Origin of the sequence: Corynebacterium mustelae, from assembly GCF_001020985.1 — a bacterium.
Classification (GTDB): Bacteria; Actinomycetota; Actinomycetes; order Mycobacteriales; family Mycobacteriaceae; genus Corynebacterium; species Corynebacterium mustelae.
Genome location: NZ_CP011542.1, coordinates 2,150,256 through 2,173,482 on the forward strand (window position 1 = coordinate 2,150,256; position 23,227 = coordinate 2,173,482).

The 23,227-nt window shown below is 53.8% G+C and carries 21 protein-coding genes; 11 read left to right on the forward strand and 10 right to left on the reverse strand.

What is annotated here, in order from left to right; genetic code table 11:
• Nucleotides 1–419: 419 nt before the first annotated feature.
• Together CMUST_RS16565 and CMUST_RS09705 are read left to right on the forward strand one after the other, a co-directional pair.
• A complete protein-coding gene (locus CMUST_RS16565; protein ID WP_144414169.1) occupies nucleotides 420–650 on the forward strand; it encodes a hypothetical protein in 231 nt (76 codons plus the stop codon).
• The gene (locus tag CMUST_RS09705; RefSeq protein ID WP_047262347.1) at nucleotides 647–1,081 is read left to right on the forward strand and encodes a hypothetical protein; all 435 of its coding nucleotides are present in this window, start codon (nucleotides 647–649) and stop codon (nucleotides 1,079–1,081) included. The genes CMUST_RS16565 and CMUST_RS09705 overlap by 4 nt, the downstream gene beginning before the upstream one ends.
• Before the next feature lie 42 nt (nucleotides 1,082–1,123).
• Here the strand turns inward: CMUST_RS09705 and CMUST_RS16810 are convergent, their stop codons facing one another.
• From CMUST_RS16810 to CMUST_RS09715, 3 genes are read right to left on the reverse strand one after another with little or no spacing between them, the layout of a single operon-like run.
• The gene (locus tag CMUST_RS16810) at nucleotides 1,124–1,279 is read right to left on the reverse strand and encodes a hypothetical protein (RefSeq protein ID WP_158408218.1); all 156 of its coding nucleotides are present in this window, start codon (nucleotides 1,277–1,279) and stop codon (nucleotides 1,124–1,126) included.
• Nucleotides 1,280–1,330: 51 nt separating this feature from the next.
• Nucleotides 1,331–3,610 (reverse strand): hypothetical protein, encoded by a 2,280-nt coding sequence (locus CMUST_RS09710; protein WP_047262348.1) that lies wholly within the window; start codon nucleotides 3,608–3,610, stop codon nucleotides 1,331–1,333.
• A complete protein-coding gene (locus CMUST_RS09715; protein ID WP_047262349.1) occupies nucleotides 3,601–4,059 on the reverse strand; it encodes an NADAR family protein in 459 nt (152 codons plus the stop codon). The genes CMUST_RS09710 and CMUST_RS09715 overlap by 10 nt, the downstream gene beginning before the upstream one ends.
• 282 nt (nucleotides 4,060–4,341) lie before the next feature.
• On the opposite strand from CMUST_RS09715, the gene CMUST_RS09720 reads away from it, so the two are divergent.
• Nucleotides 4,342–5,550, forward strand: coding sequence for a hypothetical protein (locus CMUST_RS09720; protein WP_236690101.1), 1,209 nt, complete (start codon nucleotides 4,342–4,344; stop codon nucleotides 5,548–5,550).
• Nucleotides 5,551–5,992: 442 nt separating this feature from the next.
• Nucleotides 5,993–7,192 carry a hypothetical protein gene (locus CMUST_RS09725; protein ID WP_047262351.1) on the forward strand — a complete coding sequence of 400 codons (1,200 nt, stop codon included), beginning with the start codon at nucleotides 5,993–5,995 and terminating at the stop codon, nucleotides 7,190–7,192.
• Between the two features lie 64 nt (nucleotides 7,193–7,256).
• Here CMUST_RS09725 and CMUST_RS09730 read toward each other — a convergent pair whose 3' ends face one another.
• The 4 genes from CMUST_RS09730 to CMUST_RS17225 all read right to left on the reverse strand — a co-directional run bounded on the left by CMUST_RS09730 (nucleotide 7,257) and on the right by CMUST_RS17225 (nucleotide 10,139).
• Nucleotides 7,257–8,246 carry an ankyrin repeat domain-containing protein gene (locus tag CMUST_RS09730; RefSeq protein ID WP_047262352.1) on the reverse strand — a complete coding sequence of 330 codons (990 nt, stop codon included), beginning with the start codon at nucleotides 8,244–8,246 and terminating at the stop codon, nucleotides 7,257–7,259.
• A gap of 56 nt (nucleotides 8,247–8,302) precedes the next feature.
• Nucleotides 8,303–9,340, reverse strand: coding sequence for an ankyrin repeat domain-containing protein (locus CMUST_RS09735; RefSeq protein ID WP_158408219.1), 1,038 nt, complete (start codon nucleotides 9,338–9,340; stop codon nucleotides 8,303–8,305).
• Between the two features lie 55 nt (nucleotides 9,341–9,395).
• Complete coding sequence (locus CMUST_RS09740) at nucleotides 9,396–9,809, reverse strand: hypothetical protein (RefSeq protein ID WP_047262354.1); 414 nt, start codon at nucleotides 9,807–9,809, stop codon at nucleotides 9,396–9,398.
• A gap of 213 nt (nucleotides 9,810–10,022) precedes the next feature.
• Complete coding sequence (locus CMUST_RS17225) at nucleotides 10,023–10,139, reverse strand: ankyrin repeat domain-containing protein (RefSeq protein WP_083987515.1); 117 nt, start codon at nucleotides 10,137–10,139, stop codon at nucleotides 10,023–10,025.
• 539 nt (nucleotides 10,140–10,678) lie between these two features.
• Here CMUST_RS17225 and CMUST_RS09755 point away from each other — a divergent pair.
• The 3 genes from CMUST_RS09755 to CMUST_RS09765 are packed head-to-tail and all read left to right on the forward strand — an operon-like array spanning nucleotide 10,679 to nucleotide 11,847.
• Nucleotides 10,679–11,173 (forward strand): hypothetical protein, encoded by a 495-nt coding sequence (locus CMUST_RS09755; RefSeq protein WP_047262357.1) that lies wholly within the window; start codon nucleotides 10,679–10,681, stop codon nucleotides 11,171–11,173.
• Nucleotides 11,133–11,615, forward strand: coding sequence for a hypothetical protein (locus tag CMUST_RS09760; protein WP_047262358.1), 483 nt, complete (start codon nucleotides 11,133–11,135; stop codon nucleotides 11,613–11,615). Before CMUST_RS09755 ends, CMUST_RS09760 begins: the two co-directional genes overlap by 41 nt.
• A 19-nt stretch (nucleotides 11,616–11,634) precedes the next feature.
• Nucleotides 11,635–11,847 (forward strand): hypothetical protein, encoded by a 213-nt coding sequence (locus CMUST_RS09765; protein WP_047262359.1) that lies wholly within the window; start codon nucleotides 11,635–11,637, stop codon nucleotides 11,845–11,847.
• A 94-nt stretch (nucleotides 11,848–11,941) separates the two neighbouring features.
• Here the strand turns inward: CMUST_RS09765 and CMUST_RS09770 are convergent, their stop codons facing one another.
• Both CMUST_RS09770 and CMUST_RS09775 read right to left on the reverse strand, forming a co-directional pair.
• On the reverse strand, nucleotides 11,942–15,760 hold the full coding sequence (locus CMUST_RS09770; RefSeq protein WP_144414173.1) for a hypothetical protein: 3,819 nt from the start codon (nucleotides 15,758–15,760) through the stop codon (nucleotides 11,942–11,944).
• 451 nt (nucleotides 15,761–16,211) lie between these two features.
• Nucleotides 16,212–17,957: a hypothetical protein gene (locus CMUST_RS09775; RefSeq protein WP_047262361.1), complete on the reverse strand. Its 1,746-nt coding sequence runs from the start codon at nucleotides 17,955–17,957 to the stop codon at nucleotides 16,212–16,214.
• Nucleotides 17,958–18,024: 67 nt separating this feature from the next.
• Here CMUST_RS09775 and CMUST_RS09780 point away from each other — a divergent pair, with 67 nt between their 5' ends.
• Together CMUST_RS09780 and CMUST_RS09785 are read left to right on the forward strand one after the other, a co-directional pair.
• On the forward strand, nucleotides 18,025–18,765 hold the full coding sequence (locus CMUST_RS09780; RefSeq protein ID WP_047262362.1) for a hypothetical protein: 741 nt from the start codon (nucleotides 18,025–18,027) through the stop codon (nucleotides 18,763–18,765).
• Nucleotides 18,766–19,014: 249 nt separating this feature from the next.
• The gene (locus CMUST_RS09785) at nucleotides 19,015–19,350 is read left to right on the forward strand and encodes a hypothetical protein (protein WP_047262363.1); all 336 of its coding nucleotides are present in this window, start codon (nucleotides 19,015–19,017) and stop codon (nucleotides 19,348–19,350) included.
• A gap of 521 nt (nucleotides 19,351–19,871) precedes the next feature.
• On the opposite strand, the gene CMUST_RS09790 is transcribed toward CMUST_RS09785, so the two are convergent.
• On the reverse strand, nucleotides 19,872–21,974 hold the full coding sequence (locus CMUST_RS09790; RefSeq protein ID WP_144414174.1) for a TerD family protein: 2,103 nt from the start codon (nucleotides 21,972–21,974) through the stop codon (nucleotides 19,872–19,874).
• Nucleotides 21,975–22,373: 399 nt separating this feature from the next.
• Between CMUST_RS09790 and CMUST_RS09795 the strand changes: the two genes are divergently transcribed.
• Nucleotides 22,374–22,565 carry a hypothetical protein gene (locus CMUST_RS09795; protein ID WP_047262365.1) on the forward strand — a complete coding sequence of 64 codons (192 nt, stop codon included), beginning with the start codon at nucleotides 22,374–22,376 and terminating at the stop codon, nucleotides 22,563–22,565.
• Between the two features lie 42 nt (nucleotides 22,566–22,607).
• Nucleotides 22,608–23,213: a hypothetical protein gene (locus CMUST_RS09800; RefSeq protein WP_047262366.1), complete on the forward strand. Its 606-nt coding sequence runs from the start codon at nucleotides 22,608–22,610 to the stop codon at nucleotides 23,211–23,213.
• The last annotated feature ends 14 nt before the right edge of the window (nucleotides 23,214–23,227 follow it).

Here is a 23,227-nt window from a genome sequence, read left to right on the forward strand (position 1 = left end):
TAGTCGCTACAATCGACCCGATCCCAGCCCAGCTCGAAAAACTCCGGCGCACCCTCATTCACTGGCACACAAGCTAGGAATACGTTATCAGAATCTACCGCCAACTATTTACAGGCGAGCAGTCTTTCCGCATGACACCATCTGACCTAAAAGCACGCCCAATCTTCTATACCGTAAAGCGGATGATTCGCTGAGCTCCTAGCGTATTGAACTGGGGTTTTAGCAGTCTAGATATGATCCTCCCACACTAGTTTCCCGGAACCAATCTCCATATTCCCCACTGCAGAAGCAGCAGTTTGCGCTGCAGCAACTCCCCAACTCGACTCTTATGTCCTCTAGGCTAGGAAACCGACCTCTAAACCACACAAAGGTCGAGCTGTCTTCACAACCTGCGCCGTGTAGCCGCCTTGCAGCAGGTTATGCGACGCAAGACCCAACAATCACCCATGCTCCGTGGACTAGCCGAGTTTTCTCAAGCTGGACACACAGCTGGCACGCCGGAATTAACTCAACTCGACTTTTACATCCCCGAAGCCACGAAACTAACCGCTAAACCGCACGGAGGTCGAGTTGCTGCCAAAGACCAGCATCACTTCCCGCAGAAATGCGCCGTAAGGCAGGACGACGCACCATTGAAAGGCTCCTCATGAAGGATGTATTCGCTCGGTTCATTGCTCTTGAAGATGCGATTGAAGACTCACCCATCCTGGATGATTACGGGAAGTTTCTGTCCAATTTCTTTCGCTTCCTTGAAAATGAAATCGCCCCCATCGCCCCACATCCTGATCAGATGCGGCACCTTGTGGCGTGCGCCCGTGCTTTTGTTGCAGGGAATTTTTCAGCAGAGGATTTACGTGAGGAGTGGTCTCGCTACGAAAGCACGTGTGTCCCCAACCAAAAAGATGATCCACACGGTTACCACTGTGCGATAGAAGCATGTTGGTGTGCAGACATAGACTTCCTCAGCAATAACATTCCCGAAACACTCCAGGATTCGTACACAAGCTATATTCTCAACGGTCTATTTGAGATCACCCAGGACCTTTCACTGTGCGAGAAGCTCTACCAATATCTCTCCTAGCTACCACGTAAGTCAGTAGCCCTGTGATGAACCCAATGGGAATCACAGCCGCATTGCTTGGTGGCACACAGTAACAGGGGCGAAGCCCCACAGCGGCATTTTAGGGTTGTCATCATCAGGCTTTGCGAAAAATCCCAACACGGTCGCACCAACAACGAGCACCACGACAGAAAGGGACGCAAGGAGAATTTTCTCCATCGCCACAAAATAAACGAAGAGTCCGTAGAGAATAGCGATGTGTTTTTGGAGTCACGGTTTCGTTTTTTCCAATTGCTCACGCACCGCTTGTGCCGCTAGCACCACCTTTGAGGAGCCCCTCTGGTCTGCATAGGCAGCAACACCCAGCAGGTTTTCCACCACGGTGTGTGGTACATCCTTAGATTTCACGGCGCGAAGCACATTAGGGCACAACTCCACCATGAGTTCTGCAACAGCAGAAAGCCCCTGTGGTGGGCGGGGTTGGGAGGAGGCAGTGAGGAGGAAACTGTCGCACATCGGCCACACCAGCACCAATAAGCCGTGTTCGGCAAGGTCTTGAAGAATCCCCGCAACTTTATTGAAGCTCCGCTCCGGCCACCAGGAAGCCTCGATGGTTGAGGGGAGGAGGAGTCCGCGTCGAAAAGCTAAATCCACCGCCTCCACCACGGAAGGGTCGCCACTCTTCAACGCCGCAATTAGCTGCATCATTTGCTCGGGGTTTAACGGGATTCGGCGACTTATAAACTGCATCGCATACCTCCCTAACGCGGGTGGCTTCAACATGCTTGGGATACCCCACTCAAGCTGCGGGACCACCGCCTGAAACGCCGCAGTCACCTCGTATCCGAAACGTCGCAGATGTTCCGGCAGACGCTGCGCATCTGTCACTGGGTTCTCCATTGCCTGATTCACCAGCTGTGCAACGTTTACCTCCCCCTCGGGGAGTTCAACGCTCAGGTGAGAAATGGGAACCTCACTGTCAGAAGCTTCAACCCTGAGCCGACACAACGCGAGGAACAAGTCGGCTGGGACAACCCGGGCGTGAGCGTCAACGTAGCGCTGAAGGCGGGTGCGCAGGTCCGGCACGCTCACGCTCAAGTCCACAAAGGACGGCTCGGATAGCAGACACGGAATCGCGCCAATGGCGGCCGACGCCTCGAAAAGACGCTCCGCTAAGGGATTGCCCTTCCCGCTGCGATCGCCACGACCAGGCAGGTTAACACGGGTTACTCCGCGTTTCGACGTGGAATGCGGCAACACCCGCAACGCCGCCTCATAATCATTCCATGCCAGTTCAACGGCAAGCGCCACGAAACGTTCTGTGGCGTGGTCGTGAATGTTGCGGGCGCAGAAATCCCAAGGAACCTCCCGCAGTACCTCACCCAGCTCCGCAACACTCACCTCCCCTTTTTCAAACCGAGGCATCACCCACAGATCAGGCACCGCAACCCACTCAAATTCCCGCGCAACCGGCTGGGTGGGATCGCCTGCGCTCCCCCAGCGCTCAAGAATCTGGGTGGCCTGCTTCGACACCTTCACATTCGACGCCGCCGCAAGCTCAGCAACGCGCGGACCAAGCTCCGCCACCGACTCAGCAGAAAGATTCTCAGAGTTTTTCAGCAGCGTAAGGATCGCCGCCTGTGTTTTCGCCGTACCGTGATACAGGGCCACGAGCACACACTCCGCCTTCTCCCGCCCCACCAACACCCCCACTAGGCGCGGGGCGAGAGCATCAATGAGCTGCTTATTCGCACCCACCACCGCAGCGCACAGGCCAGGCGCGTGCGCTTTTAATTCCTCATCGGTGATGTTCAGCTCCTCTACAAGAAGGGCAACGCAGTTCTTGCGCTGGAGTGGTTTCGACACCACCCCCACCGATTCCACCACCCAAGACAAAGCGAAGTCCCGCGCCACAACCTGCTCGCTGGCCGCAAAGCCGAGAACTTTCCCCAGATCACCCTCGGCTGCCAGCCCCTCACGCCGCGCCGTTTCTAGGTGTTCACGCATAGTGGGGAGGATTTCCTCCCGCTCAGGGTCTTGAGGATTATCCTGCCTTTCCTGCGTGAACAGCACCCTCACCGCGACTTCGGCCCATTGCCGCAGATACGCCTCAGGGGTGAAAGCAGTGCCGTTAGCAAGGGCCCACCGCACCGCTAGGCGACGTTCCTTCGCACCAAACTCACCACGGGTAGCGGCCAGGGCGCCCATCACCTCACTGGTGAAAACCTGTGGTTTCGATTCGAGACAGCCTGCAATAACATCCCAATCCAGCACCGAAAGTTGGCGCAGAAGCTTCACCGCCTGCGGTGGAGTCACCTCGGAGCGTAGGGCGCACAGTTGCAGCATGTCGTGGCGTAGCCGTCGCGGGTTATCCACGGGCTCACCTGCGTACCAGTGCTCGCGTTCCCCTGTGAGCGCCCCCGCCACAATAATTTTCTGCTGCTCCAGCGTGCCCAACGCGAGGGTGGGGGCTTGATCGCGGGGCTGATTCTTCCAGCCGATCTGAGCAAAGGCAGTGAACGCGGCCCTAATTTTCTTACTTAGTTCCATGTCGCACCCTGTTCTTCGCTAAGTCGGTCACGGACTTTCTCCAAAATCTTGCCCAGCATGTTGCGGCCACTCCCATCGCCGCCGTCACCCCAATAGGAATCGTTGGCAGTGTGCTCCACCAGCTTCTGATCACCCGTGGCGAGGAGGCGTTCGGCAATGTCAGGGTTTTGGCTAAACTTCGCCCACACCGCGTCGTACATGATGGAATCTTTCACCTTCTCCCAGTCTTTACGCAGCGGTTTCTTCCTATCCCGCCCAGCGCGTGCCGCCGCCATGGGTGAGGGGCAGATGCGGATTTCGCGCTGGATTGTGGGGTTGGCGAATTTCATGGCCTGAAAATAGTGTTCGGAGGTGCACCAGGTCACGCCTTTGAGGGTGAAAGGGTAGGCGGCGAAGTTGGAGAGGAATCCGTACTCGTCCTGGGTGCTGTAAAAATTGATGGTTGCCATAGGTTATCTTCTCGGGTGTTGGAGTTGGTGGGGTCCGTGGACGAGGCGGTAAGAGCCTTGACAAGTGCGGAAAAGCTGCACTCCATAAGCGTTTTTCTTCACCAAAATCCCATTCCTCGTGACAAATTTTTCCCTGGCAGTTTAGCACCACAAACCGGCGTTTTTGATGGGTTTGGTGCGGAAAAAGCGTCGAAAAGCACAGCGAAATCCTTGTTTCGGGTGCGGTACTGGGCAGCTACAATTTTTACACGTATGTTCGCTAACCCCGAAGGAACCTCTGACGTGGCACTATCCGCAACCGAACTTAAAAACAAACTCACCGAAACCTGGCCGAAACAACACTGGTGGACCTTCGACGAGCAAGCCCAAGAATTCGTCACAGACGCCGAAGTTGTGTTCTGCGTAGAGAAAAAGCGCAAGAACAAATACCAGCTCATCGCCATTTTCTACGTCGGACCCCACGGCTACATCGAAAACGTCGAAGACCACAACAAAACCTACACAGGCGACTTTGAAACAATAACCGAACAAATCCGCACCGAAGCCGCCACCACATTCCAAATCATGGGCTACCCCATGCACTGGGCAAACATCACGGTAGAAGACACCGCGACAACCATTGCGACCGACCGTACAGCAAAACTGAATCTCAGCGCACACGAGGCGGAAGCCTTAATTGGCGAAAAATTCACCATGGATATGTGGCGTTACGACGAGCACACCCACGCCGCATACTCCACGACAAACATCGAGTTTGGATTACGCACTTGCGACGATGAACCTGGAATATATGAGGAGGAGGAAAGCTACTACGACGGCTATGGAACCATGCTCCTTGATGGCGAAGGCTGGGAGCTTTCTGGCACCCCTGAGGAAGTGGCGGCGCATATCTTATCCGGTGACGAACGGTGGCCCTTGTATGGATATTCGCTGAAGTGGCCATATAAAACCATTTATATCGATGACGAAATCATAAGCTCGCCGTGGATACGCATCATGTCCGACCCGCGCTGGCGCGATGCGCCCGAACTTAAGCAGACTCTTTTACAACTCAATGGTGTCGACGAAAACGTTCTTACCACCATAGAATCGTTGCGCGAGCTGACACATGAATCGCCGCTCACGGATCTTGCCATTAAAGCGGTCGTGGAAAACTGTATGGAACGCGGAGTTCAAGGTAACCGCGCCGAGCTTCTGGAATGGCTGATTAGCATTCGGCCAGCCGCTGATGAGGCCTTGCAGGATGAGATTTTCCTCCGCCTGGCGTATATGTTCCTCAAACAATCATCCTTTTCCGATACACCCCGCGTCGATTTTCTGGTCACGTGGGTGCCGAAGAAGCGCGTGCCGTGGCTGGTGGAGGTGCTCAAGAATAGCATTTCCGATTACAACGAACCCGACTTCAACGCCCCCTACTTCGAAGCGTTGGATGCACTCGGCATTGCGAGTGAAAAGGAACAGACAGTGGCGGACAATCAAGATCGTGATTAAGATCCAAAATTCCCGCTCATACGCGAGCTAAGCAGCTGTTTAGCAGCCTCAATGCATGACCACCCACCCTTGCTTTCTTACCAATACGTGGTTTTCCCGAGGACACATGCGTGGAGCTCACACCCCCAATCGTCCCGCTTTTCACGCCACGTTCGGGAATATCACGGCTGGTACGAATGCGATAAAGCTCCACCCCATCAGCATTCCGTTTCGTCTCACCCGTCAACTCATAATGAAGGTCAGTATCGTTATGTTTTGCCAAAATCCCATTCCTCGTGACAAATTTTCCCTGGCAGTTTAGCACCGCAGATCGCCGTTTTTGATGGGTTTGGTGCGGAAAGGGCGTCGACAAGCAATGCTAAAACCCTCGTTTCCCCACGGCCAGGGTGCGTGCCAGCTACAATTTGCATAGATTTGCACCAACCCCGAAGGGACCTCTGACGTGGCACTATCCGCAACCGAACTTAAAAACAAACTCGCCGAAACCTGGCCGAAACACCACTGGTGGACCTTCGACGAGCAAGCCCAAGAATTCGTCACAGACGCCGAAGTTGTGTTCTGCGTAGAGAAAAAGCGCAAGAACAAATACCAGCTCATCGCCATTTTCTACGTCGGACCCCACGGCTACATGGAAAACGTCGAAGACCACGACAAAACCTACACAGGCGACTTTGAAACAATAACCGAACAAATCCACACCGAAGCCGCCACCACATTCCAAATCATGGGCTACCCCATGCGCTGGTCAAACATCACGGTGGAGGAAGAGGCAGTCACCGCGAAAACTGACCGCTCCGACAAACTCCAGCTCACCGGGTTGGAAATCGAGGAGCTGATAGGCCAAGCATTTACACTCGATGCTTGGCGTTATGACGAACAATCTAGCACTGTCTATTCCGCAACGAATATTGAATACAACCTCATAAGCCGCGAAGACGAGCCCGGCACCTATGAGGAGGAGGAAAGCTACTACGACGGCTACGAAAGCGAACTCCTCGGTGGTGAGGATTGTGAGCTCACCGGAACCCCCGAAGAGGTGGCAGCGCAGATCCTCGCCGATAATGAGTCTGACACTTTGTACGGTTACACGCTCAAGTGGCCGTATACAACCATCTACATCGATGATGATTTCGTTGACTCACCATGGACGCGGCTTTTGACCGACCCGCAATGGCACAACGCACCCCAGCTTAAACAGTGTCTTTTAAAGCTTAACGGCAACAAAAACGAGGCAATCACTGAGGTTATCACCGAGTTAGATGAGCTTGCCCCCGCTTCGCCCCTTGTGGATCTTGCCGCTAAAGCTGTCGTCGAAAACTGCATTCAGCGGGGAATTCGCGATGGGCTTATAGACTGGCTCATTCGCATTCGCCCGCATGTCAGCGACGCCGCCCAGGACGAAATTTTCTTCCGACTCATGCATCTTTTCAATGATTTAGCTTTAACCAGCGACAACCCCCGCACAGATTTTATGGTTACCTGGGTGCCCAAAAAGCGCGTGCCGTGGCTGGCGGAACGAATCCGTGAGGAGATTTTCGGATATAAAGGGCCAGACTTCAACGCCCCCTACTTCGAGGCGCTGGATGCGCTTGGCGTCGGCAGCGAAAAGGAGCGGGCGAAAGTGGCGAACTGGCGCGCCTAACTTTTAGGCGTTAAGGCGCGGCGGGTTTTTGCTTGTCGACGCCGTCCGCCCAGCACCGCAACAACTAAGTAAGATACCCCGTCCGGTATTTAACTGTTCCGTAAAGACGCTTCTTAGCAGAATCAATGCGCCACTGGCCACCCTTTTTCAAACACACAAAAATCCACTCATACCTCCCCCAAACGCTATCTGGGGTACGGTCTTCGACGTGGACCTCCACACGCGACGGCTTCACCTGCTCCACTCCCATCAACGTAAAGCTAGGCGAAAACTCAGGCGGCCACCCGACCGAATCCCCACCGTACACACGCTTCTTATCCGTAAGATGAATCTTCGCAATCCCCACCCCACGATCCAACTCACTATCAAGCGCAGACATTTCCTCATCACTATCAATGCGCTTGTTCGCTTCAACCTCCCAGTGATACCGCGACTGAATATAACTCCACACCACCTGCTGCGGGCTAACCCCCTCCGGCAACTGAAAACCAGGTTCTAACACGGCTGGGTCCCACGACAATTCCGGCCACGGCAATGGCTGCTCAACAGGTACCTCTTGTGGTTCCGGCGCACCGACCTGCCGAAGATAAGCCACACACTGATCCTGCCCCTTCTCAATCGCCTCCTGCATCGCATTATGCCCACGACGATCACAATAAGACAGATCAGCACCAGCAGCCACCAACATTTTCAACGCCTGCTCCTTCCCCTGAGCAGCAGCAAGCATCGCAGCACTTCGGCCAAAAAGCTCATCCTCTGACACCCGATTCACATCCGCACCCCGGGCAATAAGCAACTGGAGAACATCCAGGTTCCCCTGCTCTACCGCCCACATCACCCCAGTCCACCCCAACGCAGTACACGACGCATCAACATCCGCCCCTTCATCAAGAAGAAGCTCGACAGCATCCTTGTGCCCGCCTATCACCGCTTCCACCAAACAGGTACGCCCTGTCCCCTTATGGCGATAATCAACAGCATCTCCTACAGCCAACCGCTGCCGAATTTTCTCACAATCCCCAGTACCAGCAGCCTTGAACAAATAATGAGTCATAAAAATAAAGAATACAAAAACAGTTCGCCCCTATGTGTGATTATCAAAAACCTAATCTAAGCCAAGTAGTCCCGTTCGTATTTCAACGTCCCTACCATCCGAGATTTCCCCGAATCAATCCGCCACTGCCCATTCTTTTTCAGGCACACAAAAATCCACTCGTACCTTTCGTTATCGTTCTCAGGGCTTAAGTGTCTTATATGAATCTCTACCCGTGACGGTTTCACTTTAGTAACACCCATCAACGAATAGCCTGCGGAAAACTGCGGCGGACTTCCCACCGAACAGCGGGTATTAGTCCGTTTCTTATCCGTAAGATGTATCTTGGCCAAGGCAGCTCCTCTGGCAAGGCACTTCCTAAATTGCTCGGTATAAACCGCCCTAGCCTCATAATCCCAGTCACCGTCTTCTTTAAGAAACGACTGTTCCGGCATTAATTCCGAGTCTCCTTTCGTTTCCCAGTGATTCATCGTAAGAATATAACTGCGAACAACTTCTTCCGGGCTTACTCCATCAGGTAACACAAAGTCAGTGGACATAGTAGTAGGGTCCCACGATAACTCTGGCCACTCTAATGTTTCCCCAACCGGTGGCTCTTTCGGTCCGGGGGCTCCTATCGATTCCAAATACTGACAACACTCGTGGCGCCCCCGTTCAATGGATTCTTGCATCACATTGTGTCCACGACGATCGCAAAAGGACAGGTCAGCACCCGATTCTACTAGAATTTTGAGCGCGTTTATCCGTCCGCTCCCTGCGGCTAGCATAGCGGCATTTCGGCCAAAATACTCTTCTTCAGGCGCTAAATTTATGTCAGCGCCACGATCAATAAGCATCCGAAGGATATCAAGAAACCCAATTTCTGCGGCACACATGACACTGGTTTTTCCACTATCAGGACAGATCGCATCAACATCAGCACCACTATCTAATAGAAGCTCGGCAGCGTCTTTATATCCGTTTGCTACTGTTTCAATTAGGCTGGTACGCCCCCTGATCTTATCAACGTAATCGACGTCATCCCCTTCAGCCAACCGCTGCCGAATCTTCTCGCAGTCCCCTACCCCAGCCGCTTCAAATAAAAGATCTGTCATAGGGGCCAAGTTTACAATCATCTTCGCCCCTATGTGCGATTATCGAAAACCGAATCTAAACCAAGTAGTCCCGTTCGTATTTCCACGTCCCTACCATCCGAGATTTCCCCGAATCAATCCGCCACTGCCCATTCTTTTTCAGGCACACGAATATCCACTCTTTGTTGTCATCCAGTGCTCCGGGATATGGAGGTTTGACGTAAATTTCCACCCGCGATGGCTTCACCTGAGTCACACGCATCAATACGTACCCCAACGAAAACTGGGGCGGACTCGATATGGACACACACATGTCGTTCTGTTTCCGCTCCGTCAAGTGGGCTTTCGACAACGCCTCGCCCTTGGCCAGTTCAGCTTCGAACACGTCAGGGTCTTCCTCTTGGTGCTGGTAGGCGCTGGTTTCCCAATAATGTTTAGTCAGAATATAGCTCAGCACGACCTCTTCTGGACTAACCCCGTCGGGCAGCACGAATCCTGGTGTAATAGTTCCGGGGTCCCATGCCAGTTCAGGCCACTCCAGCTGCTTTTCGACGGGCAGTGGCGACGGTTATGCTTCAAAAGGCGCTGGCAATTGTCATGCCCATTTTCAATCACCTCTTCCATCGCGTCACGACCCCACCGATCCCGGTAATTAAGATCCGCACCGGCCGTCGACAAGCAACGAAGAATGCCACCATGTCCTCTACCCGCCGCGATCATGGCTGCGCTGCGTTTCCCATCGGGGGGTCTCATTCACATCAACGCCGCGCTCAATGAGCAGCTGGAGGATCCCCATGTGCCCTTTGTGCGCGGCCCACATCAAGCTGGTGAAACCACGTTTATCAGCAGCACAAACGTCAGCGCCGCTGTCTTGTGCCCATTAATCACCGCCTCAATCAAGCAGGTTCGCCCAGTCCGCGTGTGTCGAAAATCAGCCTCATCCCCTTCAGCCAGTCGCCGTTGAATCGCGTCGCAATCCCCCGCACTTGCTGCCTTAAACAACCGTTGTGTCATGCTGGCGAAGCTTACAAGGAAAACGGTCATGCGAGGTGATCGTGCTCACCGTAGGCCATGCAATTTCTTCGATTACAGAAACCCGCACCAATAAGCCCAACTCGACTTTTCTACTCAGCTGGCTCAGAATCACATAGTTTTTCCAGGAAAAGTCGAGCAGCGCCTTGCAAGCACATCCAGTGTTCCCCGCCGAACTCGACTTTTTCGCAGAGAAAGCTAGAAATCTGATACGGATCCGAGCCAAAAGTCGAACAGCCGAAGGGACGGGCCTGCTATGAGGGGAGATGGGTAGTTGACCGAAAGAAAAGCAAAAAGGGCAAGGCTTCGTTTTGTACACTCATTGGGGTGAGCACATTCTCCGAACAATACCTAGCCCTCACGGATGAGGAGCGTGAAAATCTCCTCCCCACCATCCGCCCCGATGCGGGACTGACCGAGGACGACCTGGCTGTTGTTATCGCCGATCTTCAGCGCAGCGACGAGGAGTTTCTTCACGTGGAAATCCTCAGATTTCTTTCCCAGTTCCCCAACTCCCCGCAGGCGAAAACCGCACTCCTATCGGTACTCAAGCAAGAAAATCCCGACGACATGGTGCTTTCACATGCGGGGCAGGAACTCATGTTTTTCACCCTCGACGACGACGATTTTGACGCGATTTATCGCTGCCTTGTCACCATCCACGGAGACGAAGACTACGAAAACGCCAGCGCATACTCACCAGCAAACACGCCGCCCCGGCGCTCAGCAAGCTTTTCGACGCCGGGCTGTACGTGGACTCTATCAACACCTGGATCGCACCATGACTACATTCTCCGAACAATACCTAGCCCGCACGGATGAACAACGCACAGACTTCCTCCGCAGCCTCGACCCCGACATCACCCTCACGGACGAAGACCTCACCTGCGTAATCACCGACCTGCACCGCACGGAAGATGACCAACTCCAGATAGAAATCTTCCAATTCCTCTGGGACTTCTTCCCCACCTCACCAGAAGCGAAAGACGCAGTCATGTCCTTCATCAAACAGGACAACCCCGATGAACTGGTGCTCTCCCACGCAGCCATGGTCTTACGCCACTTCACCCTCACCGACGAAGATTTTGAGGCGATTTACCGCAGCATCGAAACCCACCGCACAAACGATTACTACCAGCTTTCAGTTGACAACCTAATACGTGCGATTGGACTCACGCTCAGACAAGGCTCCCGCCCCACAGCCCTCAAACTCCTCGAAAACGGCTACATCGACCAAGAATGGTTTTCGCTCTATCCAGCATGATGAACTGTAAGGATACCCCATGATCTACACCGACAAAATCAGCGAGGAAGAATTTCTCGCCGGAATCCGAAAACTCCAAGAATGCTCACTACCAGACGAACAAGAAACACAGCTGATGGACTTTTTGGAAAGCCGCTGCTCAATGGAAATAAGCGACCTCATTTACTGGAACGACCTCACGGCTGAAGAAATCCTCGAGGAAGTGAAAAAGCACAGGCCCATTGCCCTTTAGGCGGCGAGTAGTTTGTAGGCCACGTACCCTGTTTAAAGCGATGAGGAGTTTCTATTTATTTCTAGTGCGGATGTCGGTGACGCAATCTTGTCGCTCAGTGAAGTCCACGCCGAAAGCGTTCTGCGTCCTCCTCATGCCGTCGTGCCTCGCGTTCATACTCGACAGCGAGATCTCTAAACATTCGAGCCACTCGAGGTGCGGTGTCAACGAACGCTTGTGCTTTAGCGCGATAGTCCGCAGCAAGCCTGAGCTCCTGATCACCGCCGTCTTCCAAGCCACGACTAGTAACTCCACGACTATTAAAGATGTGAAGGTACAAACCGGTTTCAATGTGATCCAGCTGCTTTTCCTCAATAAGATCCCGCACGACTTTTCCTGGCCAAGTACCGTCAGGGTCCGGTGGGGTGTGGCCAAGAACCTGACCGACCTTTTGCAGACCGATCTCAGTCCGACCTCGTTCGGCCAAAAGCTTCATAGCACGATCAAGCCAGACTCGAAGCGCCTCGGCATTCATGACGCCGTCGAAGAGTCCGGGCGGCGTATCCCAGACATTGAGCAGGAGATATGCATTTTTGGCAAGGGAATCGTCACATTGTTGTTCACCCTCTGGGTCTTCAGCACTATCCTCTTCCTCACTGCTCGGCTGAGCACGGTAAGCAGCACACACGATCTTGACAAACTTTGCAGGATCAGCAGCTAAACTTTCGGACAGCGCTGGGACTCTCGCGTTATAGCCAAGTGCCGAAAGGAAAAACCACTCTAGTTGAGCAAGACAATCAGGACCAAGGTGCTCGCGCATAACTTCAAGGTAGTCAAAGACCCGCTGAAAATCATCAGATGATAGATGAGCAGTGACGGCTGGATTCTGATTTGCCGAGAGCCCTGCCAGCGCCCGCACAAGGAGTTTTGCTGCTTGGGGACTCAACCCGTCCTTATCAATGCGGAAGAACCTGCTCATGAGATGTATAACGCTAGCGTGGCGGCCAACGTGGATCAAATGATCAGCAATCTTCTCGATCTTATCAATATCTTGCCCCAAGACGATTGGCTGGAATTCCATCCAGTACCTAACCCGAAGATCAGGGTCTGCGTCAACCAGAGACCATACCTCTGCAAGGTTGTCTCTCGCGACAACCAGGAGCCGAACGCGTTGGTCGACCGTAAGATCATTTTGCTTAAGAAGACTCGTGACCAGATTGAAACCTTCAAGAGAATAGCGAGTTGAAAAATATGACATTGCAGCGCTGACGAGTTTCTGGTCATCGGACTTCAACCAACAGAGCAATTCATCTTCGTGTGAAAGGCAATTTTTTGCCAAGGCAATACCAACAGCCCCAGGCAACGACACGTCTCGTGCCAGTCGTATGATGGCGTCAAAACCACCCTCATCCTCGATCTTCTTTACGGCTTCGACGCGTTGGCGCTCAAGCTCACGTTCATAAGCTTCATAATCATCTGGTCGACAACAACCAATATGCGGAGTCCATGATTGAAAGAGCCCGATCAATCGAACATAAGCAGTGTTCGGCTGGTATCGTGCTGCCAGTGCATCGAGCTTGCCGAGCTCCTCGTCGGGAAGCGCCCAGTCAGCATCCGGAAACTCACGATGGTGGCTGACAAGGTCCACTAGGGCTCGCCACACAACTTCTCGAAAGTCAGCTGTAGACTGCGTCTGGTCAGCCATTGATTCGAGAGCATCCACCACTCGCACTCGATCTGCTAGCGGTAGCATGTCTGTGTGGGAAAGGATCGTTGACCAGCGCTGAGAATCCTCACCAGCATCCTCGATGCAACGCTCCACCGCAACTGTCGTCATCTTACAAAATTCCGCGAACGTCACAGATCGTTTATCCGGTTTCCATAGTTGGAATACAGGGGTGCTAATCGGAAAATGAATCCCGTGCCGCTCAGGAAGTATACTGCATTCCAATTTCCAGGCAGCGTTGGGATATCTGCTACGCAACGTGTCAAGGACTTTAATCCGCCGATCAGGTTCCACGGATGTGTCAGGATGCCATGGACAAAATATCGCAGACAAAGATGCCGCAGGGCGATTAGCATTCCGGCCACCCGGATCGATCTCGTCGAGGCGTGTTAAGAGATCAACAGCACGTCCGAAGTGATCGGGGGACCATGACACGCGTTCAAGAGCCCAAAGCAGATTAGTGTGGGGAGTACCACTCGAGAAGATTCCCGTTTCCTCCACGTTATCTTGGAACATGGTGGCTAACAGGGGTGTATCGCCCACTGTCGCTTCACTGACTGCTTCAAGGAAGCTGTCCGGTCCAGCTTCAGCGAGGAGGGGCAAGACGTCGGCTAATGATTGCCATGCTTTTCCGGTACCGTCTTTCGATGCCCCTTGAAGAAGATTCCTAACCAGATAGTTTGCGAAGTCTGCCCCTGAAGCTCCATCCGACAACTGGAGACTTTCGCCGAGCGTCCCTAATATGGCCAGCGACTGAGCCAGCCCGCCACGAAGATCACCAGAGTAATGACGAGTTTTGCCCTCAATCGATGCTCTCCACCGTTGATCCTGCGGTAGTTCGATGGCTGGATCAACCTCTCCGAGAACTATCTCGACAACAGTCTCGAACCTCTTCATATCGTCGCGAGTTAACTTTGGCATCAACAGTATCCAAGCATCCACCGGTGAGACAAGATGCCAAGTTTCGCCAGTACGAATTATTAGAGGATCGCCAGGATCGTCGGCTATTCCTGTGATCTTGTCTCTAAAAAACTCGTAGTCGATTCCCGTGAGCTCTTCCAGTATCGAACGATCCCCTTTTTCGTTGTCTCCCCAAGAGCCAGCTAAAAGAATCGATCGGAAGTTTCGAGATGGACTCGTATCAGCCCAGATTGGTCGATGCAGCACGGCCTTTACAGCCAAGTTTCGCCGCAGAGCAGTCAAGCTTCGCCTTGCGAGTCTACCAAGTTCAACGGCTCTATCTCTGTCGGCAACCCCAGCACTTATCAGCGATTCCGCTACCTCAGAAGCGTCCAACGCGGGGAGTTTAACGTCGGAGCCTTCATTGGAAACAACTGGTACAAAGAAGACGTGTACAGTCTCGGTGGGAATCTCGCTTACCAATTGCGGCGTGAGAGGGACCAAAATGAGCGGTTGGGGCGAGACCGTCAACTGCCTCCATGTGGATACATCATCGACAAATGCAAGTCGTGCCAGCATCTGTCCGCTACCTTGTTCATCAAGACTGACAGCGACCGCAGCAATAAAAGCACATACTTCTTCAATCGAAGGACCAGCAATTGTAGTGGTAGAACCGGATGAACTGAGCTTCTTTTCGAGATCTTTTAAGGTACCAGTTCGACCAGCGAGTAGGACTTCCGGCGTCAACTTCGGATCTGTTTGATTTTTCCAGTCACGCCACCAAGTTAAGCCAGTACGAAGCCCGTATGGCGACAACCCATGTTCCTCGGAAAGCCACGCCCAAGTGATAGGTGCTGCTTCAAGCCAAGTCTCAATGTCATCAAGTCCGAAAGCCCTGACATCTTTCCAGACTCGGTCCTCTCGCTTACTTTTAGCCCAGTTATCCCGATCTGTCCAGGGACGCAGGATCACTTCAATATAGGTGCATTTAGCGGTTGGCGTACCATCTGGAGTGTCCGCCCGCTTAGAATAATCGTGGTCAGCTTTCTTGTTAGGGCTGGAATTAACCGACAGCTCCCATACCGACAAACCTTTTGGAACCCAAGGTGTTGCTTCGGTCACCCGCACAGAGCCGTCCCAACCACCGGCCGCCACACCGTCGCCTGCGGGCATCCCTAGTTGGATTACCCCCGGTGTCGTTTCAAGGATTAGCCGACGAAGTAGACGTGGGAATTCAGACTCTGAATTCCGAGTATCAGCCCAGTTTTTGAGCTTATTTCGGTCAATATGGCCTGCTCTATGACTCACGGGATATGCCTCCAGCATCGCAAATTACTACTCATAAACTACGTTCGCCCCAGATTGAGCTTTAGAGAATTTTAATGAATAAATAATTCCTTCTACCTAAACTCACAGTTCAGAGTTGTTTAGTGTCAGTTGAGCAATTGCGGAAGAGTGCTATCTGTGAACCTGGACCGCTACGTTTCAAATAATGATACTCTTCCGCACTCACCCAATTTGCACCCACCACCAACAAGCAAAACAAGACCTAGTACGCTTCTATTCCAATTTTCTTCAACCCTGAGTCCCCTACCACGCCAAAAGTTGGGTACTCTCACGCGCATCAAAATATGAAGCACACCCAGCCCCCATCAGGGACTCGACCAATCCGCCCCCAGCACCCCAGAAAACTTACCGCAACGCACCAAAAGTCGAGCACACGAAAAACTAGAAGTCCCCTATCCCACCCCCAAAAGCCCTATTCACCAGCGACTATGGCGAGGATTTCTTGTGCTTTCTCGTTCCCCTTTTCCGCAAGCGCGTGCACGCCTGGGCATTCGTGCCCCCGGGCGGAGTGTGCGAACTTTTTCAACGCTGCGAGGATGGGGTCGTGCTGGGTGGGCCACAGGAGGAGGGCGTCGAGAAGCGGCCAGATTAGGGATAGCAGTCCGTCTTCGGCAAGCTGGGTGAAAGGCGCAATGAGGGGTTTTACGTCGCCTAACTCGGTGGTCCAGTTGTAGTACACCCAGTCGGGGACACCGGGCAGAAGTAGTCCGCGTGACCATGCAAGATAAACCTGTTCGTAGACTTTCTGGCGTTTGGGGCGGGAAAGGAGTCCGAGGAAGTTGATAGCGACCGGCGGTTCGAGTGGTTTTGTGGCGGCGGCGATGCGCTCCATGTTGTCTAGGGTGGGTCGGAGCAGGTTGTGGTAGCTGGGATATTCGTACTCCCCTGTCGCCGCGTCGACGAGCCAGTCGGGGTAGGTGATGGGCGCGGGCACCCATGTGTTGCCGTCGAGGCAGAGTCCGGGTTCGCGGATGGGGTCGTTCAGGTAGCGTTCCAGAAGCGGCGGAAGATCCCTGTGGCCTGCGGGTTCGAGGTTGAGGCGGGTGAGTGCGGGGATCAGGTCGGCGAGTTCGACGTCGTCGGTGATCCGTGTGGCGAGGTCCGCTACGCTGATGCTGCCGTCGGGGTACGTGGGCGCATCAAGCTTTTCGACGCCGCCACCAACCGGTTCCGGCTCCCACAGCGGTGGTGCAGGAACCCACGGATAAATGTCGGGCGTATACTCGCCTGTCATCTCTAAAGCAAGGGCTGCTATGTGGGGGTTTGGGTGCTCACAGAGGTGAGTAACATCCACACGTGCACCTTTGATTGCACGCAATGCTTTTAAGAGGACCCGCTGATTTTTCACATGAACGCACGGAATAACTATTTCTTCGCGCTGGTCTGGGGTGAGCAGCGGAAGGATTGGGAGGGCAAGTTTTTCAATGACGGATGTTTCCGCCTTCGCAGCCAAAGCCACAATCTGTGGGTAGAAGGAGTAAAGCGTGCTGGGGGTGGGTGAAAAATGCTGGTTAAGTAGGTCAATCCATGGTTTTGCTTTGGGTGCGATGTCGAGGATCTCAAACACCAGACGCACCCCATCGGGGTGGGTGGCTAGTTTGTGTTGCAATGCTTGGGTGTTGGGGTGGGACACAATCTCAGGGCGGATTGCTTGCTCAAGGAAGCGGTGGTCCTCAGCTGGGGTTTCGTCAAGCCATTCGCGTAGAAACCCAGTGTGCGTGGTGGGAGCAATACCGAAGCGCTCGCAGAGGTGGAACGCGTCGCGTGGGTACAGCGGCGGGTGATCTATCGACCACCATGCGGCACAAAACTTTTCCACAAAACCACGACCCCGAGACTCAAGGACTGCGGCGATGGTGTCGAGATCATCACCATCTACTATTTCGGCTGCACGCACAGGGCCTACGCCTAGGCGCACCGCAAACAGCGCAAGCTTCGCGGTATCCACACCAGGTGCGTTGACGGTTGCCCAACAGTTTTCTTCAACCTCTTCAGTGTAAAACCACTTCCCAGTGTGCAGCCCTTGAAGTGCTAGTTTTTGCTGCTCAGGAGTGCCCAACGGAAGTGTGGGAGCCTGCGCGATGGGGGCGTTATCCCACCCCAGTTCGCGGAAAACTTCAACAGCCTGATGAAGGTGCGGATTAATGGATGCGTGCACAGCGCTCCCCTTCCAATCTCAACAAAAATAGCCGCAGTAGGATTTTACCCGTGCCATACTGTTGTGCATGGATGAGATTTGTCGCTTGCTTTCTGCTCTTGGGATCACTCCTGTTCCCCTGTGGCCGGAAGGCGTGTGGTGCGAAATTGATGGCACGGAAATAGAAATCCACACAGATAGCGAACACTCTTTCACCTATGTGACCACCTCCTACCCACCAGGAAAGTCCCGCCATGACCTTTCACCCGAAGGCTTAAACTCGGCAAACAACGCCGAACCAGTGGCAGCACACACCCGCAACGGGCTCCGTCTCAGCCTCATCGGCACCCCCACCCGCGATACTCTCCAGTGGGCACTGGCCACCATCACCACCGAACGCAACGGCACCACCACAATCCCACTACCGAAAGTGCCGCCCATTGAGGAACAACGCTTAAAAGTAGGCGCTGCCCTCTGCGGACGCACCACATACTCCAGTGCAGACACACACGAATTGTTAGAAGCACTGAAAGGCAAGGACCTGGAGGTGTTTCCCCACCATATTCAACTCGACCATTTGGAACGCGAAGGGATACGTGAGTGGTACGATCCTGTGGCTGTCGCGCGATGGGTTGCTGAGCAAAATTGTCATTTCCCACTCGGATTTTTCACTTTCGATGTCGATGACACCTTCATGTGGAAAGGCCTAACCATCGCCATTCCGCTCACCGCTGATCTTTCACTCACTGAGCTTTCCCACCAGATTGAGATAGCCAACACCTGGTTTGATACCGCAGACCGTATGTTTAAAAAAGAGTTCTGGGATTAGCCTCTTTACCCATTGGTTTCCCCATTCCAATATTTTCGCCCATCTCCCTGTGCTAGCATCTATTTTCGGTGAGGCGCCGCGAAATATCGGCAGGTTTTCGTTACTGCAATGACACCCTCAGGTTAAAGGTTCACGGATCCACTTTCCTCACCACATCAAGCATTTTCGCCTTGGGAAGGTGGAAGAAAAATTGGGCTATGAAGAGTTTTTTCGTCGTTTCGACTTTTCACGGATTCTCTCATTCGCTCCATGACCATCGAATACGGTGAGCGGGGAGACACTACGTTTGCCATCACCATATTTTCCCAGGAAGATTCTGCACCTAATCACACATGGAAAACTGTAAAACTAATACTTCACGGCGTTCATTCTTTCAGGCTGGTAAAGCACGAAAACGTGTGCGGTAACCTCATTTCGAACGGGATCACGGTGGTTGAGGATTCGGGTGTGATTGGCCTCGACTTGGGTGAGGTTGAGCCGCCACCGCGCACGAAGTGTGAGCTCACTGCCAGTGATTGCTTTGTTCTTGGCACGCGTCTTGACTTTGTTGTAACAGGTGAAACCCCCTCAACGTCCACTACATAAACGAAAACATATCCACGCCCCTGGTTTTTGCTTCTATGTTCTGCCACGGGGTGATCGCTGTCGGTAATAATCCGCCGCAGATTTCATCACGAAGATTTCCCAAAAGTTTCTAAATGCGGTTCTGTGACGCGCCCTAACGATCTCCAGCTGATTACATTAAAGCGAGTTTTAGCGGCGGTGATTGCTCACTTCTTCACAACGTGCTTGTGACCACCAGCGAACACCGACGAGTTTCAACCTGTTGAGTTCCCTGTTACAGATTCGGCACGATCGCTGCATTCATACGCAACTCGACTTTTGTGCATCACGCCGCCCGAAATCACGTCCTGGCACACGAATAAGTCGAGTTGCCCGTTTGCTCGACTTTTCTCCTACATCCTCCCACGAATGGCGAGGGTTCCCGAGTATAGGTCGAGCACCCCTGCGACTCGACTTTTTCATGCCTACAACCAGAACCCTGGGAAGGATCAGAGCAATAAGTCGAGTTCCCTCGTAAAAACGAAAATCTAGAGCACGCGCATTCAAGCCGAAATGCCGATAAGGCGCTGCGCCCACGCCACCGCCATCGGGTCTTGCGGCCCGGTGAACACAGGTTCCACCACTTGCGCGTAATCAATCTCGGGGTTTCCGAATTCCACGTCCACATCGTGTACTGAAACCCAGCGTCGTAGCAGTTCGTGCACGGATATGTGGGTTTTTATGCGTTGCAGTTCGGCCCGCACGAGTTCCACTAGTTCGCTTCGCCCCGCGCTGAATTCGCCTTTGCGTGTGCCGAGGCTGGAATCCAGCCACACCAACTGTTTTGCTGCGACATCGATGATGAATGGCACGGCTGAGGTTGATTCCACTGTGATCGACGCGCTTGAGGTTACTTCGCTGGGGTCGAAGTGATGTCCTTGCAGCTGGTGGGTGTGCATCAGCCCGGTGAGGGTGGGAATCTGGCCCAGTTTCACCCCGTTAAAGCTGATGATGCTGGGAATAATGTAGCGCACCCTAGGCGGAAGTTTCCGAGACAGCTTAATGTCGATCATTTCGCACGCCCCCTTCGGCGCCGGCGCGTACACAACGTCGCCGGAGTGGGTGACGGTGGTTTCCAGCGAGTGTCCGATGAGGTTGGTGTAGTCGACGTATCCGAGTGAATGCGTCAGCGTTTCATCGGCGAAAACTACGCCAAGGTCCACATCGTCACCGACCCAGTGCACGAACAATCGGATCGATTCTTCGCTGCGCAGGTCGAGTTTCAGCGGCTGCCCGGGATAGTAGGGCACTGAGCTTGTCGACGCCCACCGCGACCCCAGCGGAACCGGAAAGGCTCCCCCGTCCGGAAGTCTCGTCGGGGGCGGAGGTTTCAACGCTAGCTGCGCATCAAGCGCCTGTTCTAGCAGGTGAAGGACTTGGGCCACAAGTGTTTTATCCACGGGGTGTGGAGGTTTGTGGGAGATAAACACCCTGCTGGCCAGCCTTATCACTTTGGGCACCTGCTCGCGACTGCGTAACCCATTGATTACGGAAATAAGCGTCGTCAGTGAAACGTGTGGAGCTACACGGCGCACAGCCGTGAAAAGAAGCGGCGTGGTTTCTGTGGTGACAAGGCGCACAAGGTGGTCAAGGCGGCGAAGGAAAACACCCGGGGTGGGTCCTAGCAGTTCAATGGCAGCTTTTACGTCGTGCTGCGCGAACGCCTGCTCAACCCGCGCATTGGTGCTTGTGTGTTTCACATTGCCAAAGATCACATCCAAAATGGGGCGGGCGGCACCAGATTCAGGCAGGTCAAAGGGGTGAATTTTCTTCAGCACTCGGCGCCACACATACTGATCTTTAAGCACCCGATCACGCGTCTCCTGGCTATCCGCTGCTGCCATTGCGCACAGGATTTCGCGGCGAATCTCCCGGGGAATGCTGCGCATATTCACCGGGTATTCCCTACTGCACCGCAAATCCCGCGCCCGATCCGGTTGCGCGCAATAAAATGCGAGGATGCAGCGGAGGATATCCGTGATGGTGTGGGTGCGGGCGAGGAGGCGTCGAAAAGCATGGGGCGAAACCACCGCCAACGTTGCAGCCGCATGCCCAAAATTTTCCCCATGCCGAAAATGCGTATTTTCGACAATATCCCCCAAATCCCACGCGGGGCTTGCCGCAACGAACAGCGCAAGATCCTCCGCAGCCTCACGCTGCCGCGCACTCAACGCCACAGGAGAAGACCACAAATCCTGCACAAGCGCAGGAGTGAACGTCGTGATGTGAAGCCTCTGGTGCACACGCCACCTATACCTACTAGGAATAACGGGGCTGAGCTGCGGATTCTTCGGGCGCCATCGCCCACCACTGCGATAATGCCGCAGCATGGTCACCTGGCGATCCAACTCGGAAGACGAACACTGCGGAAAATCAGGGAACAACGGCTCCCACACCTTATCCACCCCACTCACAGTGTGGGCATAACCGATAAGCTGGGCAAGCGCATGCGGCGTGAAGCACCGCAACCGCTCCGAATCAACCTCAAACCCCAAAAACCACAACTCCCACGACGCCATCTCACACACATGCTCCTCGCTGCTCACAGCATGAGGATTCTCGGTGAGCACAATTCCGCTACACATCAAGGCAGGCGAGCTGAACATGGGAAACTTTCTATGGGAGGGGAGAAAAACCCTCGGCGAGGAAAGCGGCATCCGTGCAGGTTATGCATAACGGCATGAAGTAACGAACACCATGGGTGTGCCTCGCCAAGGTTTCCAAAGTAGTGGGGTGCAAGAAGTAGTGTCAAGTGCTTTTGAAAAATTTTTCTCCCCATGCCTAATCAATCAGACCCCCATGCTGGGGTCAGATGCTCCAAGAGGCCATTTCAGCCCAGTGATTCCGACGTTGGCATAAACCACGGGGAGACAACTCGACTAATTCGTGTGAATGCGCCGGTTCCCGAAGGTGTATTCGTGGAAAGGTCGAGACAGGGTTTTGGCGCTGATCATGTCAGGAAACCTCATCTCCCGCAATGAATTCTTATAGCCACCGCACCACGAATGTTCGCAGGCACAACAGAAATCGCCAGCCTCATGGCGGATCTTGCCCCCTCAATCCGCCAGGCCCTCAACAATGATGATGCACACAGGGACGACATCCGCACCACTGGGCTGCAGTTACTTGCACAACGAAAAAGCACATCCCACGCTGTTCGCCTAGCCCAGGAAACCATGGCACAGTTGCATGGATAAGGTTTTATCCGCGAACTCTTCCCCTTCTAGGAGCACAGGTACATGCGCTACCTCCTCAACAATTTCGATAACGGCATTGCCGTTGATGGATTCCAGTCCGAAGACGTGATTTTTGCCCTTGAGCTGCCCCGTACCCCTCAGCAAGAATGGGCATGCCCTGCCCAAGTTGTTGCGTGGGCGAAGGCATCAGGGCTTCCCCACGACCAGCGCGATTACGTGGTGATTACGGCGTTGCTGGTTTTTGCGGGCGTCGAAAAGCACAGTAAGGAGGCAACCGCACCGCTTTTCGACGTCTTAACGTCCTCCCCACTTTCGTCGCGGCAGGTTCAACAGATCACCGAGGAGTTGATCGATGGAGAACGGTGGGACCCCCACGGTCTCCTACGCGTGCTCAACAAGCAGAAACACGACTGTGTGGTTTTCCGCCCCGTCATAGCAGCGCTTGTCCATCACATCACCCTCGATCACCTGGGGCCTCGGCCACCCGCATGGACATCAAACCTGTTCACCGTGGTAGGTATCTTGATCCAGGCAGACTCCATGTCAGAACACAATGCTACGATCCTGCGTGATCTGGAAACCATCGCGAGGTGGTCAAGGAATGATGACATTCGCCAGCACGCATCTCACCTTTACCCACAACACTAAAAAGGATTGCACTT